We start from the raw sequence: 14,007 nt of genomic DNA, 5'->3' as shown, positions 1-14,007 counted from the left end.
GCCGACGAATTCACAATTTGTTCATTGCATTCGTGCAATGGGCGTGTTATAATGCACCCATCATTTGCGAAAGGAGCAAACATATGAGTTTTCAGAAGGACTTTTTATGGGGCGCTGCAGCTGCCTCTTATCAGGTAGAAGGTGCATACCAGGAGGACGGCAAGGGGTTGAATATCTGGGACGTATACACCCGGGAGCCGGGGCATGTGGCGTTCAACGAGAACGGGGATGTGGCATGCGACCACTATCACCGGTTCAAGGAGGATGTGGCGCTGATGAAGCAGATCGGTCTGAAGGCATACCGACTGTCCATCAGCTGGACACGGGTGATCCCCAACGGCACCGGAGAGGTAAATCCCGCCGGTATCGCCTTCTACAACGCACTGATCGATGAGCTGCTGGCAGCAGGCATCGAGCCATTGGTGACCATCTTCCACTGGGACTACCCCTATGCCCTCCACTGCCGGGGCGGCTGGCTCAATCCTGCATCCTCTGACTGGTTTGAAGCATACACCAGGGTGCTGGTAGACAGCTTCTCCGACCGGGTACGGTACTGGATGACCATCAACGAGCCCCAGGTATTCATCACAGACGGCTACAAGAACGGAAATTTTGCGCCCTTTATGAAGCATCCGGACGGGGATCTGATCCGGATGACCCACAATGTGCTGCTGGCACACGGCAAGGCTGTCCGCACCATCCGGGCACATGCAAAGCGCACGCCCATCGTAGGCTTTGCACCCACCGGTCCCTGCGTGGTTCCTGCAAGCAATGCGCCGGAGGATATAGAACGGGCACGGGCGGCATCCTTTGATTTCAACAGGAACAACTACACCTCCAGCAATGCCTGGTGGGGAGACCCCATTGTGCTGGGGCACTACAGCCCCAGGGCATATGAATTGTTCGGGGATCTGATGCCAAAGGAGAATCCGGAGGAAATGGCTCTGATCTCCCAGAAACTGGATTTCTACGGTGCAAACATCTACTGGAGCATGCAGGGGGGCGAACTGGGCACCACCCTCACCGGCTGCCCGAAAAGCAATCTGGCATGGCCTCTGACGCCGGATGTGATGTACTGGTCCATCCGGTTCCTGCATGAGCGCTACCAGCTGCCGCTGATGATTACCGAAAACGGCATGGCTGGTCACGACTGGGTGGCATTGGACGGCAAGGTGCATGACCCGGATCGGATCGACTATCTGACCCGGTATCTGCGTAGCTGCAAGCGTGCAGTGGAGGAAGGGCTGCCCCTGATCGGCTATATGCACTGGTCCATTATGGACAACTTTGAGTGGGCGCGGGGCTATGACCAGCGATTCGGCCTCATCCATGTGGATTACGGTACCCAGAAGCGTACTCTGAAGGATTCCGCCTACTGGTACGCATCCGTCATTGCGGAAAATGGCGAAAATCTCTGATTGTAAGACAATGCAAAGCCGCCGCTGCATGATGCAGCGGCGGCTGTTTTTGTCCATTCACTATCCTTCGATGATCTGGTACTGATCCGCAGCGGTTTCCTTGGTGGCATATTCGGAAACCTGCACTACCCGTACCTTCAGAGGGCGCTGCCCCATGGCAAGCTCGATCTCGTCCCCTACCTTCACATCGTAGGATGCCCGGGCAACCTTGCCGTTTACCAGGATTCTGCCTGCATCGCACGCCTCATTGGCAACGGTACGGCGCTTGATGAGCCGGGTGACCTTCAGATATTTATCCAATCTCATACTGACTCTCCTAACGAAAAAAGGGCAGCGACGCAGCTGCGCCCCTGCCCACATGCACTGTGGCTTACTTGTTGACTGCGTCCTTCAGAGCCTTGCCAGCTTTGAATACGGGAGCCTTCTTTGCCGGTGTGATCATTTCCTCGCCGGTGCGGGGGTTCTTGCACTTCTTTTCGCCTCTCTCGCGAACCTCGAAGGTGCCGAAGCCAACGATCTGAACCTTTTCGCCCTGTGCAACTGCGTCAGTGATGCAGTCGATCACGGTGTTGATCGCCATTTCTGCGTCCTTCTTCGGACAATTTGCCTTTTCGGAAACTGCCTTTACCAAATCTGCCTTTGTCATGTTCATATCCTCCAAATCATGTAATTATGAAATTGCTAACGTATCGCTTCTTTCGCCCGACGCCAATAAACGTCCAGCGCATCTATGCCCAGGGAATTCATTTCGATCCCTTCCTGCTTCAGCAGCTCCTCCGTTTTCTGAAAACGCCGGATAAACTTTTCCGTTGCCCGGGTCAGAGCCTCCTCTGCATCCACATGCAGATGCCGTGCTGTATTGACGCAGGAGAACAGCAGATCTCCCAGTTCTTCCTCAACCTGTTCCTGGGTGCCGCTTTGCATGGCTTCCTGCAGCTCCGCCGTTTCCTGGCTGATACAGGTAAATGCATCCTGCACATTGTCAAAATCCATGCCTGCCCGCATCGCTCGCTTGCCCACCTTCTGGGCACGCATCAGCGCCGGCAGCGCCTTGGATACGGCGGTCAGCGTGTCCGTATTGGACTGCTGCTTCTTTTCCTGCTTGATCTTGTCCCAGTTCTTGAGCACAGCCTCCGTATCCGACAGATTCAACTCCCCGAACACATGGGGGTGCCGCTCGATGAGCTTTTTGCATACCTCATCGCATACATCGTCAAAGGTAAAGCTGCCCTGCTCCCGTTCGATCTGGCAGTGAAACGCAACCTGGAGCAATACATCTCCAAGCTCCTCCCGCATCAGGGGAATGTCGTTTGTATCGATGGCTTCCACCGCTTCATAGGTTTCCTCAATGAACTCCATGCGGATGGACTGATGGGTCTGCTCCCTGTCCCAGGGACAGCCGCCCTCGCCCCGCAAAAGCCGCAGGATCTCCATCAGATCTTCGATCCGGTAACAATCCTTCCGGGTAAACGAAACCATGTATCTGCTCCTTTGTATCCCAAATCACGCGATACCCACGGTATATACTACCCTAAATCAGTTAAAATTGCAAGCCCTTCTGCAAAATTCAGCAAATTATGCAGACAAGCCCTGCATTTGACCCGCATTCTAGGCAGAACGCCGAGGATTCGCCAAAAATCAGCCCTTGTCTACAAAGCCCACCTTATGGTACGCCTTGGAAACGATCCGCTGTGAATACCGCAGCGCCTTTTCCGCACTGGCGGTGTAGCACTCCTTCAGATATGCCTTGTCTGCAATGATCCGGGCAAAATTGTCCCGGATGGGCTGTAGGTGATCCGCAACCGCCTCGCCGACGGCAACCTTGAAGTCCCCATAGCCGTGACCGGCAAATTCCGCTGTGATCTGGTCGTAGCTCTTGCCGGTAACGCTGGCGTAAATGGACATCAGATTGTTGATGCCGTCCTTGCCCTCCCGGTAGCACACCTCAGAATCCGAATCCGTCACTGCCCGCTTGAACTTGCGGATGATGGCGTCCTTATCGTCCAGGATCAGAATGCATGCGTTGGGATTGTCGTCAGACTTGGACATTTTCTTGGTGGGATCCTGTAAAGACATAACTCTTGCCCCCACATCCGGAATGTATGGCTCCGGCAGGGTGAACAGCTCCCCGTAGCGCTGATTGAAGCGCTGTGCCACGTTCCGTGCCAGCTCCAGGTGCTGCTTCTGATCTGCGCCCACCGGCACCAGATCTGCATTGTACGCCAGAATATCCGCCGCCATCAGGGACGGGTAGGTGAACAGACCTGCGTTCACATCGTCCGCATGCCGGGCGCTCTTGTCCTTGAACTGGGTCATGCGGGACAGCTCGCCGAACTGGGTATTGCAGCAAAGCAGCCAGTTCAGCTCCGCATGGGTACGCACATGGCTCTGGATAAACAGAATGGACTTTTCCAGATCAATGCCGCATGCCAGCAGCAGGGCGTATGCCTCCAGAGTATGCTGCCGCAGCTTCACCGGATCCTGCCGCACGGTAATGGCGTGCATATCCACCACGCAGTATACGCAGCGATACTGATCCTGCAAGGGCGCCCAGTTGCGGATGGCGCCGATATAGTTGCCCAGGGTAAAGGTACCCGTAGGCTGAATGCCGCTGAATATCAGCTTTTTTTCTTCTGCCACGAAAAATGCCCCCTAATTACTTACTGCCCTTCTGTGCAGCCTGGTCCTTCAGCTGTGCGTTACGCAGCTCGTTCATCACACGCTGGTACATTGCCATCAGTACCCGGCGCTTATCCCCCATGGGTACGCCTGCCGGCTCATATGCCAGCTTGTAGATGCCGCCCTTGGTCAGCAGATATACGAAATGGGTTCTGCCCCGGGGCAGGTCAAACTGGGTTGCCTTTTCCGCATCCTCCAGGTACTGTCCTGCGTTCAGGATAAAGGAACGGGCAGCCTGCACCACGCCGGGATGCCGCTGTGCCGCACCGGAGTAATCTCCGCCCAGATTGAAATACAGGTTTGCTGCACCGTTGATGTAGCATACCATGGTGGTCAGCAGTTGAGGCCCCATGGGCATATCAATGACTGCCCCGTATACGGTGTCATCCTTCAGATCCTTGCCGAAATGCTCTGCCGGGAAGGTCAGCGCCTTGCCCCGGGTCATGATATATTCCTTGCAGACTGGATAACGGTCCAGCACGATTCTTCTCTGAATTGCCATTTCATTCATCCTTTCAAATTTACTTATCCAGCAGTTCTCTTGTCATGTTCCCCAGGATCTCAATGCCCCGGACGATCTGCTCGTCGGTGGGGGTGGAGAAATTCAGCCGGAAGCTGTCGCTGGGATCGTTCTCCCGAATGGAGAATGCGGTACCGGGCACCACAGCGATCTTGTATTCGGACACGGCACGCTTGCAAAAGCCCATCATGTCGCTGCCCTGGGGCAGGGTCGCCCAGATAAACAAACCGCCCTCCGGCTTTGTCCAGGTGATCTTCCTGGAGAAGTGCTGCTCCATGCCCTCCAGCATCAGATTACACTTGTGCCGGTAGATCTTCTGAAGCCCTGCCAGATGCTGTTCAATATTCTGGGTCGCCAGGAACCGCTCGCACAGCACCTGTGCCCAGATGTTGGTATGCACATCGGCAACCTGCTTGCAGACGATGATCTTCTGGATAATAGGCTCTGCCGCAGACACATAGCCCACCCGGAGACCCGGCGCCAGGATCTTGGAGAAGGTGCCGGTGTAGATGACTCTCCCGTCCGTATCCAGGGTCTTGATGGCGGGAATATCCTCTCCGGCAAACCGCAGATCCCCGTAAGGGTTGTCCTCCAGGATCACGGCGTTGTACTTCTGTGCCAGGGCGTATACCGCCTTCCGTTTCTCCCAGGACATGGTTCTGCCGGTGGGATTCTGGAAGTTGGGAATCAGGTAAATGAGCTTTGCCTTTTTCGCATCCTTCAGCGCCTGCTCCAGCAGATCCAGCCGGATGCCGTCCTCCTCCATTTCCACGCCCACCAGATTGACATGATAGGAACGGAACGCATTCAGAGAGCCGATAAAGCTGGGAGATTCACAGATCAGCGTGTCCCCTTCGTTGCACAGCACCTTGCAGGCAAGCTCGTTGGCCTGCTGGGCACCAGAGGTGATGATCAGATCATCGGCACCAGCCTCAAAGCAGTGCCGGGAGCCCATCCAGCTTTTCAGCGCATCCCGCAGAGGGGTGTACCCCTCGGTGATGTTGTACTGGAGTGCCAGGATCGGATCGGTCTGCATCACACTGTCGGACAGCTCCGCCAGCACCTTGGTGGGGAATGCCTCCGGGGCAGGGTTTCCTGCCGCAAAGGAGATCACGTCCGGGAACGCACAGAACTTCAGGATCTCACGGATGGCGGAAGCCTGTAAGCCGCTTACCTTATCAGAGAAAACATAATTCATATCTATCCCTCGTTCAGTCAGTTTTCATAGGACACCGCTCAAAGCGATATCATATCAAGTATATCACATAATTTCCAAGACGGCAACATAAAATGTACAGAAAGTCCGGGTCAAGGGCGATTTTTTTGCAAATCGCACAGCTTTGACCGTCAAATTCTATACAATCCGCCCTTGACAAATGGGGTTTTCGGAGGTGATCGCACGAAAAAACAAAGCTTTCTGGGGGGATCCTGCGTTCTGCTGGCTTCGGCACTGGTGACCAAGATCATCGGCGCCCTGTTCAAGCTGCCTCTGACCAATCTGCTGGGGGGCGGCGGTATGGGCTACTTCAGCTGTGCCTACGGGCTGTTCCTGCCGGTGTATGCCCTATCCATTACCGGGCTGACCACGGCAGTGGCAAAGCTGACTGCGGAACGTGCTGCGCTGGAGGATCATGCCGCCCTCCGCCGGATCCTGAAGCTGTCTCTGTGGAGCTTCACTCTCATGGGGCTGCTGGGAACGGGGGCTATCCTGCTGCTGGCAAAGCCCTTCTGCCGCTATGTTGCGGAAAATCCGGACGCCTACCTGTCCGTACTGGTGCTGGCACCGGCGATCCTGCTGGGCTGCGTCAGTGCCGTATTCCGTGGCTATTATGAGGGACTGCGCACCATGTATCCAACCGGTCTGTCCCAACTGGCAGAAGCCCTGACGAAGCTGGTATGCGGTCTGGGGTTATGTCGGTATGCGCTGACCCATCCGGCAGTGGTGCTCCGGTACCTGCCGCCGGGCACCACACCCCTGGCAGCCGCCTCTGCCGCCGCCGTGCTGGGCGTGACCCTGTCCTGCGCTGCCGGCACTCTGTTTCTGATCCTGCGGCATGTATGCATCGGGGACGGAATCCCGGCGTTGCCCCGGCAAAAGCCCTCCCCTGTCTCTGACCGTGCCCTGTACCGGGCGCTGTTTGCAGTGCTGATCCCGGTAGCTGCCGGATCCCTCATCACCAATCTGACCAATCTGATCGACCTTGCCACCGGTATGCACTGTCTGAACACAGCGATCCGCAAGGCACCTGTCAGCTTTGCCGCCCGATTTGCCGATGACTCCGCCCCGGATCCGGCTGCTCTGGCAAATTTCATTTTCGGCTCCTTTTCCGGGCTGGCAGTGACCATCTTCAACCTGGTGCCCTCTCTGACCAACATGTTCGGCAAAGGTGCCATTCCTGCCATTGCCGCCGCCCATGCAGAACAGAACCGGAGTGCCATGCAGCAGGATTCCGCCGCCGCCATGCTTGCCACCGGCTTTCTGGCATTCCCCGCCGGATTGGGGATTTCCGTGCTGGCACAGCCCATTTTGCAGTTGCTGTATCCCCAGCGGGCTGCCGAGATCCTGGCAGCAGCTCCATCACTCCAGTGCCTGGGGCCCGGGGTGATCTTCCTGGCGCTGACCTTCCCCCTGTTCAGCATGCTCCAGGCTGTGGGGCATGCCCCCACAACAGTCCGGATCATGGGCGTTGGGGTATGCTGCAAGCTGGCAGGCAATCTGCTGCTGATTCCCCTGCCCCGGATCCACATTGCCGGTGCCGCCCTGTCCACCACCCTTTGTTATCTGGTGACCTTCCTGCTGGCGCTGTACACCTATCAGAAAAAAACCGGTGTCAAGCTGGGAATCATGCTGTTTCTCAAGCCTGCCTACGGGGGCATGCTCTGTGCCGCCGCAGCCGCCTTCAGCTATAGCCTGCTGCTGGGCAGACTGGGAAACAATCTGGCGCTGCCTGCCGCCATCTGTATGGGAGGCTGCGTGTATCTGTTTGCCATGTGGCTCATGGGCATCCGCCTCGCCGCCCTTCGGGGACGGACATAAAAAGACCTGCACCATGGTGCAGGCCTTTTCGATGCAGTTTTACTTCCACCGTTCCAGAGCATCGATCAGTCCCTCCAGATTCTGCGCCTGACCGGTCAGCCCGGACATATACACCTTTGGACTGACACGCAGATGCAGCTGCTCCGTGCCGGTGCCGGCGGCAAAGGTCAGCTTGATGGAGGTCAGAGAGCCGATCCCTCTGCCAACGGACAGGGACTGGAGATCCTGCAAGGCATAATACTGGCTGGACAATTTCATACCCAGCATATTGTACCGCACCACCACCAGGCAATTGCTTTCTGTGACCGCCGCATAGCCATACTGATTGGACAGGGACGAGCTAAACACAGACGGCCTGCCGAAGCTGACATACACCGGGCAGGAAAACCGATCCCCGGGCATCATGGCTTTTGCCAATGCCTGCTCCATGGCTTCGTTCGTCAGATGAAATAGATTCATTCCCATGGCACAGCCCCCTACTTCGTGATCGCCTGGACATCCTTCTGGTGTCCCATGATCATCAGCGTCTCATTCTGCTTGAACACATGATCCGGAGAGGGCAGCGGGTAAATATGTCCGTTTTCCTTTGTGGCAAGGATGCTGATCTGATACTTCTGCCGGATCGCCTTGCCTACGATGGTCTTCCCCACCCAGGATTCCGGCACAGAGATCTCATAAATGGCATAATCGTCCGCCAGCTTCATATAATCGAACACATGATTGGAGCCATGCTTGATGGCAAGCCGCTCCGCCAGTTCCCGCTCCGCATAGACTACCTCGTCCGCCCCGTTGCGCAGCAGAAATTTCTTGTGTACATCCCGGCTTGCCCGCGCCAGCACATACCGGGCACCGCATTCCTTCAGCAGAGAGGTCGCCTCCAGGGATGCCTGAAAATTATCCCCGATGGCAACCACGCACACATCAAAATTCCCCACCCCAAGGGAGGAAACAAACCGCTCGTTGGTGGCGTTGCCGATCTGTACGTTGGACACATACTGCATGGAATCGTTGACCCGGTGCTCATCAATGTCAATGGCAAGCACCTCGTTTTTCTGCTCCACCAAAGTTTTCGCCATATGCCTGCCAAAGCGCCCCAATCCAATAATCAAAAAAGATTTCATCATCTTCCCCTATCCGGGCAATACGCACAATCTTTGTGCAGTGCCGCCCTGCTTTCATGTATATTGCGCCGCCGGACGCAGATACTTGCTTTATGCAACATCGTAAGGAGGTGCAGTATGAAACCGCTCGGCGAACGCATGCTTATGTTTCTGCTCGGTTATTTTATATACAGCCTGATCGAGATTCTTGCACGGGGCTATACCCACTGGACCATGGCAGTAGTGGGAGGCACCGTACTGGTGTTCCTATATGATGTGAACCTGCGGCTGCAGGCACCCCTGTGGCAGCGCTGCCTGCTGGGGGCGCTGTTTATCACCGCCATGGAATTTACCGTAGGCGTCATCGACAATCTGGTGCTCCGTTGGGGCGTATGGGATTATACCACCGTACCGCTGAATCTGCTGGGGCAGATCTGCCTGCCTTTTTCCATACTGTGGTTTTTCCTGAGTATCCCTGCCTGCGGCATCTGTCGGCTGGTACAGCGGCGGCTTCACACCCAGATCTGATCCCCCAGGCTCAAAATAAACTGGGTCAGCTCGCTTGCCATTTCCGACTGCTCCGGCACCCGGGGATGCCCCGGAGTGCCCGTTCCCGTGCGGCGGAACCGATACCGCAGCACCCGGTCACTGCCCGCCGTTTCCTGTATCTCATCCAGCACCCGCTCAAAATCCGCATCGTGCTGCAGCACTGTCAGAGTCAGGATAAACACTGCCCGGGGGTATTTGTCCATCAGATCCCCCAGCAGCTCCAGGTACCGGTTTTTCCAGGCAATGCGCCGCTGACCGGTCAGAAGGATATTGTCCTGCTGCCCGATGTGATGATCGTTCTGACCGAACGCCAAAATCACCACCTGGGGTGTGTATGCTGCAAAGTCCCAGTCCGTCACCCCGGTATCCGTTTCGGGAATGTAACACAGCTTATTGTATACGGATTCCATACCGATCTGTCCGCCATGATAATACCCCGTATGATCCAGCAGGGCAATGCCACCCTGGGCAATGTTGTGGATCTGTGCTCCCAGAAGCCTGGCAGTCTGCATGGGAAACGCATACCAGGCGTTGTCCGCTGTACCATCACATTTTGCGGGAGGATCCGTCTGTCCCACTGCCTCATAAGCCTCGCAGACTGCTCCGGCACTGACGCTGTCTCCGTAGCATTCGATCCGCCGCTGGGGCAAGGGGGGGAGCTTGCAGGCACATCCCCCCTCTGCCAGTTCAAACCCCAATAGCCGAAAATAGTGGGTGGCATCCTGCCGCTTGAACAGGATCAGACGATGCAGAGGGCGGCACCGGGTCACCGGAATCTCCAGCAGTTGTGGCTCCGGCGTGTCGGACAGATCCAGCACCCCCTCCGCTCCGTCCAACCAGTAGCCAAGCTGGATCCGGTTGTAGAACCGGGTGTTCTGCACCCTGACCGCAAGCCGGTCTCCGGTAAAACCCAGACGCACCTGGGATCCGGCATAGTAAAAAGCAGGAGACGCCCCCTGTGACCGGTCGATCCTGCCCATGTACTGCAAAGCCGGGTCCGCCGGTGAAATCCATGTACCCATACGCAATCCTATCTCCATATCTGCGGCGGTCCTCCACAGGTGTTCTGCGCAGGATACCCTTATTTTATACATAGTATAGCACAGCACTCCCGTTCCGTCAACGGGTATTTGCACAGGAGCATTTCCTGTGCTTTTTCATTTTTGCAGAAAACCTCTTGACAAAGCCGAAAACCTGTGCTAAAGTATTAAGTGTAATATCAATAGTGGTACAGCTAATACGCCACGGAACAGGAGGTGCCTGATGTTTGATATTGACCTGCAAAGCCGTGTGCCCATCTACGAACAGCTTTACAAAAAGACAATCGAGCTGATCATCAAGGGCGTGCTGTCGGAAAATGACCAACTGCCCAGTGTGCGTGCCCTTGCAAAGGAGCTTGGCGTAAATCCCAACACCGTTGCCAAAGCATATCAGGAATTGGAGCGCAGCAAGGTCATTTACTCCCTTTCCGGACGAGGCAGCTTTATATCCCGCATCAGCGATATGGAAATCAAGGAGTATGCGCTGATCGATTTTGACGAATCTGTCCGGGAGGCTCTGAAGGCGGGCGTGACCCCGGATGAGCTGAAAAACCGGATCGATGCAGTGACAGAGAAAGAAAGGAGCGCTCCGTAACAGAGCGAGGGTACGGAACCATGATAGAACTCAATCAACTGGTAAAGAAATTCGACACCACCCCGGTGTTGGATGGGGTGGATCTGACCATTCCCACCGGCACCGCATTCGGACTGCTGGGTTCCAACGGCGCCGGAAAATCCACCATCCTGCGGCTGATCTCCGGCATCTACCGACCGGAGGGAGGCGAGCTGCTGGTGGACGGTCAGCCTGCCTATGACAATGTGCTGACCAAGCAGCGGATCTTTTTCATCAACGATGAAACCGTCCAGTTCACCAGCTACACCCTGGAGGAGCTGAAAAACTTCTACAAGCCCTATTACCCGAACTTTTCCGAGGAAGCCTTTGAAAAGCTCCGGGCAAACATCAAGCTGCCCCTGAAGAAAAAGCTCAGCACCTTTTCCAAGGGCATGAAGCGGCAGGCTATCGTCATCATTGCCCTGGCATGCCGCACGGATTACCTGCTGCTGGACGAAGCCTTTGACGGACTGGATCCCACCATGCGGATCATCGTCAAGCGCATGATCGTGGACGCTATGCTGGACCGGAATCTGACCACCATCATCTCCTCCCACAATCTGAAGGAGATCAATGAGGTCTGCGACACGGTGGCGCTGCTCCACCAGGGAAAGATCGTCTTTTCCCGGGAACTGGACAGCGTGAAAAGCAGCATCCACAAGCTGCAGGTGGTGCCAGGTGCCGGACAGCAACTGGACGCAGAACGGGCAAAGGCGCTTGGGGTGGAGGTCATGCATTTCGAGCAGTCCTCCAGCGTCTGCTACATCATCGCCAAGGGCACAGAGGAGGAGCTCCGGCAGTGTCTGGCGCCCCTTGACCCCGTTGTACTGGACGTGATCCCTCTGACACTGGAAGAAATCTTTATTTACGAACTGGAGGTGCTTGGCTATGACAGCAACGCCATCACAGAGTAAGCTGCGGCCGTTCTGGCTCAATGCCCGCACAAAGCTCATTGCCAACCGGAAGCCGCTAATCGTCTACGGTGTCCTGCAGCTGCTGGGACTGCCCCTGATCGTGCTGTCCACAGTGCTGACAAGCAGTGCACTCCTTCACTATGTCCCCTACAACTTGGATGGCAATCCCGTAGAGGAGCCCTACTGGGTGCGGTACGGAAGCATGTACGCAGGCTTGGGCATGATCTTTTTCTGCGTCTCCCTGCTGCTGGGCTTCCTGTTTGCCGTGGGCTCCTTTGACTATCTGTTCCGGAAGGCAAAGGTGGATATGACCTACGCCCTGCCGATCAACACCCGGCAGCGGTTCTTCAGCGATTTTCTCACCGGTGCTGCCATGTATCTGCTCCCCTTCCTGGCAGCCTGCGGTCTGTGCTACGCCATCTTTGAAACCGGATGCATCCTCCAGGACGGTCTGCGGGAAATGTTGGGCGAAATACCCTTTTCTCTGGAGCTTGCCGCCCTCAAATGCATCATCATCGTGGCACTGGGCATGCTGTTCCTGTACGCCTGCACCGTCTTTGCCATGACCTGCTGCGGCACCCAGGCTGAATCCCTCATCGCCACAATATGCGTCCTGTTCCTGGTGCCCATTACCGTTGTGGTATTCGGTCTGGTCTATCTCCAGGGCGGCATGTACGGCATCGACATTGAATCCACTCTGCTGAAGCTGTTGGAGTATACCGGGCCGGTTGGTGCCGGATCCGTATTCTTCTCCTTTCTGGAAAATGAAACCCAATACCCCGTCGGCAGTTGGGCAGCGGCCTATCTGGCAGAGATCCTGGTGCTGGTAGGCGTAACCTACCTGCTGTATCGGCACAGAAAGGCGGAGGACACCTCCAAGCCCTATGTATACCGGTTCATGTACTACTTCACCATGGGCGCTCTGATGACCTGTCTGTATGCCATTGCTGTCAGCGATGCGGATACCCTGATCCCGGTGCTGATCTTCTCGGCGGTGGTGTATCTGATCGCAGAGATCATCACCAACCGGGGCTTTAAGAAATTCTACAAGTCCCTGATCCGGTTTGCTGTGACCATGGCGGTCATTGCCGGATTCACCGCCCTGCTGGATGCCACCGACTACTTCGGTGTCGTGCAGCGTCTGCCGGAGGAATCCAACATCAGCAGCATCACCTTCTCCTGCAACGAAAACTACAACTCCATTTACTGGGACAGCGGCATGGAGGCCCAACCCAAGGTGGAGCTGACAGAGCCGGAACAGATTGAAGCAGTGTATGGGCTGCACAAGCGGCTGCTGAACGCCTATGATGCGAGAGACAATGACCACTATGGAAGCAGTCCAACCCAGATCCGCATTACCTACCACCTGAAGCTGGGAGCACAGTTCACCCGCCGGTACACCATTACAGCGGAGCAGTGGGCTGACCTGGTGGAGCCGGTTATGCGCAGCAATGCGTGGATGCAGGCGACCCTGGACGAACGGCTTGACAATTTCGGACCGGAGCTTCGGGTGGAGGACAGCAACCAAACAAACGCCACTTACTTTGCTCCCGACTCCTATCAGCAGTTTATCCGGGAGTTCAAGATCGCCTACATGCAGGACTGGATGAATATGTCCGACCAGGAATTCCTGGAGCCAAAGGAGATCTATTTGTATGCCAACGGCATCCCGGTACGCAGCAGCTTTACCAACACCATGGAAATGCTCAAGACATACAAATGCACACCGCCAGCTCCGGATTCCGACACGGAAGCCGCCGATTCCAGCGGAATCCTTTATTATCTGGGCACGGAGCACGACCGGGTGTACATCAACTTTCCGATCACGGATGCCGAAACCTCTGAAGAGATCCCCTCCGCCGGTTTTCTGCTGCCCTATGCGTCCAACTACGGCAGCACCACCGGGGACTATGTACTGCGCTATAACGGGGAATACTATTTTCTGTCCCCGGACTGCCCGTTCCTGATGGATCAATTGATCGGCGAGCCGCCGAAAAGCCCGGATACGCCAAAGATTGATACGGGTGCCATGCTGTAATCTGACACCTTTGGATGCATACCTTCGCAGCGAAGGCAGCCATCTGACCCCGGACGAGATCAAAGAAGCGCTGATGCTCTGGGGCATTGTCCATCCATA

General features: G+C 55.9%; 15 protein-coding genes. 6 read left to right on the top strand and 9 right to left on the bottom strand.

Features of this window, described 5'->3' with window-relative positions:
- Window positions 1–83 precede the first annotated feature (83 nt).
- The gene (locus RUM_RS04865; protein WP_015558084.1) at window positions 84–1,418 is read left to right on the top strand and encodes a GH1 family beta-glucosidase; all 1,335 of its coding nucleotides are present in this window, start codon (window positions 84–86) and stop codon (window positions 1,416–1,418) included.
- Window positions 1,419–1,478: 60 nt separating this feature from the next.
- Here RUM_RS04865 and RUM_RS04860 read toward each other — a convergent pair whose 3' ends face one another.
- The 6 genes from RUM_RS04860 to RUM_RS04835 all read right to left on the bottom strand — a co-directional run bounded on the left by RUM_RS04860 (window position 1,479) and on the right by RUM_RS04835 (window position 5,815).
- Window positions 1,479–1,724, bottom strand: a complete 246-nt coding sequence (locus RUM_RS04860; RefSeq protein WP_015558083.1) for an RNA-binding S4 domain-containing protein — start codon at window positions 1,722–1,724, stop codon at window positions 1,479–1,481.
- A gap of 64 nt (window positions 1,725–1,788) precedes the next feature.
- Window positions 1,789–2,064, bottom strand: a complete 276-nt coding sequence (locus RUM_RS04855) for an HU family DNA-binding protein (RefSeq protein ID WP_015558082.1) — start codon at window positions 2,062–2,064, stop codon at window positions 1,789–1,791.
- A gap of 35 nt (window positions 2,065–2,099) precedes the next feature.
- Window positions 2,100–2,897: a nucleoside triphosphate pyrophosphohydrolase gene (gene mazG / locus RUM_RS04850; RefSeq protein ID WP_015558081.1), complete on the bottom strand. Its 798-nt coding sequence runs from the start codon at window positions 2,895–2,897 to the stop codon at window positions 2,100–2,102.
- A gap of 159 nt (window positions 2,898–3,056) precedes the next feature.
- Entirely contained in the window at window positions 3,057–4,058 is a 1,002-nt protein-coding gene (trpS, locus tag RUM_RS04845) for a tryptophan--tRNA ligase (protein WP_022358116.1), read from the bottom strand.
- 16 nt (window positions 4,059–4,074) lie between these two features.
- Window positions 4,075–4,599, bottom strand: coding sequence for a hypothetical protein (locus RUM_RS04840; protein WP_015558080.1), 525 nt, complete (start codon window positions 4,597–4,599; stop codon window positions 4,075–4,077).
- Between the two features lie 19 nt (window positions 4,600–4,618).
- The gene (locus tag RUM_RS04835) at window positions 4,619–5,815 is read right to left on the bottom strand and encodes an aminotransferase-like domain-containing protein (RefSeq protein ID WP_015558079.1); all 1,197 of its coding nucleotides are present in this window, start codon (window positions 5,813–5,815) and stop codon (window positions 4,619–4,621) included.
- Window positions 5,816–5,986: 171 nt separating this feature from the next.
- On the opposite strand from RUM_RS04835, the gene RUM_RS04830 reads away from it, so the two are divergent.
- Entirely contained in the window at window positions 5,987–7,654 is a 1,668-nt protein-coding gene (locus tag RUM_RS04830) for an oligosaccharide flippase family protein (protein ID WP_081459985.1), read from the top strand.
- Between the two features lie 39 nt (window positions 7,655–7,693).
- Here RUM_RS04830 and RUM_RS04825 read toward each other — a convergent pair whose 3' ends face one another.
- Both RUM_RS04825 and RUM_RS04820 read right to left on the bottom strand, forming a co-directional pair.
- On the bottom strand, window positions 7,694–8,119 hold the full coding sequence (locus RUM_RS04825; protein WP_015558078.1) for a hypothetical protein: 426 nt from the start codon (window positions 8,117–8,119) through the stop codon (window positions 7,694–7,696).
- An 11-nt stretch (window positions 8,120–8,130) separates the two neighbouring features.
- Entirely contained in the window at window positions 8,131–8,775 is a 645-nt protein-coding gene (locus RUM_RS04820) for a potassium channel family protein (protein WP_041326274.1), read from the bottom strand.
- A 117-nt stretch (window positions 8,776–8,892) separates the two neighbouring features.
- Here RUM_RS04820 and RUM_RS04815 point away from each other — a divergent pair, with 117 nt between their 5' ends.
- Complete coding sequence (locus RUM_RS04815) at window positions 8,893–9,282, top strand: putative ABC transporter permease (RefSeq protein ID WP_015558076.1); 390 nt, start codon at window positions 8,893–8,895, stop codon at window positions 9,280–9,282.
- Here the strand turns inward: RUM_RS04815 and RUM_RS04810 are convergent.
- Complete coding sequence (locus RUM_RS04810) at window positions 9,267–10,325, bottom strand: SGNH/GDSL hydrolase family protein (RefSeq protein WP_015558075.1); 1,059 nt, start codon at window positions 10,323–10,325, stop codon at window positions 9,267–9,269. The genes RUM_RS04815 and RUM_RS04810 overlap by 16 nt on opposite strands.
- Window positions 10,326–10,566: 241 nt before the next feature.
- On the opposite strand from RUM_RS04810, the gene RUM_RS04805 reads away from it, so the two are divergent.
- From RUM_RS04805 to RUM_RS04795, 3 genes are read left to right on the top strand one after another with little or no spacing between them, the layout of a single operon-like run.
- Window positions 10,567–10,938, top strand: coding sequence for a GntR family transcriptional regulator (locus RUM_RS04805; RefSeq protein WP_015558074.1), 372 nt, complete (start codon window positions 10,567–10,569; stop codon window positions 10,936–10,938).
- Between the two features lie 20 nt (window positions 10,939–10,958).
- The gene (locus tag RUM_RS04800) at window positions 10,959–11,870 is read left to right on the top strand and encodes an ABC transporter ATP-binding protein (RefSeq protein ID WP_015558073.1); all 912 of its coding nucleotides are present in this window, start codon (window positions 10,959–10,961) and stop codon (window positions 11,868–11,870) included.
- Window positions 11,845–13,908, top strand: coding sequence for a hypothetical protein (locus RUM_RS04795; protein ID WP_015558072.1), 2,064 nt, complete (start codon window positions 11,845–11,847; stop codon window positions 13,906–13,908). Before RUM_RS04800 ends, RUM_RS04795 begins: the two co-directional genes overlap by 26 nt.
- Window positions 13,909–14,007: the final 99 nt, after the last annotated feature.

Source organism: Ruminococcus champanellensis 18P13 = JCM 17042 (assembly GCF_000210095.1).
GTDB lineage: Bacteria > Bacillota > Clostridia > Oscillospirales > Ruminococcaceae > Ruminococcus_F > Ruminococcus_F champanellensis.
This window is presented reverse-complemented; position numbering and strand designations above follow the sequence as displayed.

Coding starts and splice junctions, on each gene's coding strand:
- RUM_RS04860 (WP_015558083.1), bottom strand. CDS start 1,724: ATGAGATTGGATAAATATCTGAAGGTCACCCGGCTCATCAAGCGCCGT.
- RUM_RS04795 (WP_015558072.1), top strand. CDS start 11,845: ATGACAGCAACGCCATCACAGAGTAAGCTGCGGCCGTTCTGGCTCAAT.
- RUM_RS04855 (WP_015558082.1), bottom strand. CDS start 2,064: ATGACAAAGGCAGATTTGGTAAAGGCAGTTTCCGAAAAGGCAAATTGT.
- mazG (WP_015558081.1), bottom strand. CDS start 2,897: ATGGTTTCGTTTACCCGGAAGGATTGTTACCGGATCGAAGATCTGATG.
- RUM_RS04820 (WP_041326274.1), bottom strand. CDS start 8,775: ATGAAATCTTTTTTGATTATTGGATTGGGGCGCTTTGGCAGGCATATG.
- RUM_RS04840 (WP_015558080.1), bottom strand. CDS start 4,599: ATGGCAATTCAGAGAAGAATCGTGCTGGACCGTTATCCAGTCTGCAAG.
- RUM_RS04800 (WP_015558073.1), top strand. CDS start 10,959: ATGATAGAACTCAATCAACTGGTAAAGAAATTCGACACCACCCCGGTG.
- RUM_RS04825 (WP_015558078.1), bottom strand. CDS start 8,119: ATGGGAATGAATCTATTTCATCTGACGAACGAAGCCATGGAGCAGGCA.
- RUM_RS04835 (WP_015558079.1), bottom strand. CDS start 5,815: ATGAATTATGTTTTCTCTGATAAGGTAAGCGGCTTACAGGCTTCCGCC.
- RUM_RS04810 (WP_015558075.1), bottom strand. CDS start 10,325: ATGGGTACATGGATTTCACCGGCGGACCCGGCTTTGCAGTACATGGGC.
- RUM_RS04865 (WP_015558084.1), top strand. CDS start 84: ATGAGTTTTCAGAAGGACTTTTTATGGGGCGCTGCAGCTGCCTCTTAT.
- RUM_RS04805 (WP_015558074.1), top strand. CDS start 10,567: ATGTTTGATATTGACCTGCAAAGCCGTGTGCCCATCTACGAACAGCTT.
- RUM_RS04815 (WP_015558076.1), top strand. CDS start 8,893: ATGAAACCGCTCGGCGAACGCATGCTTATGTTTCTGCTCGGTTATTTT.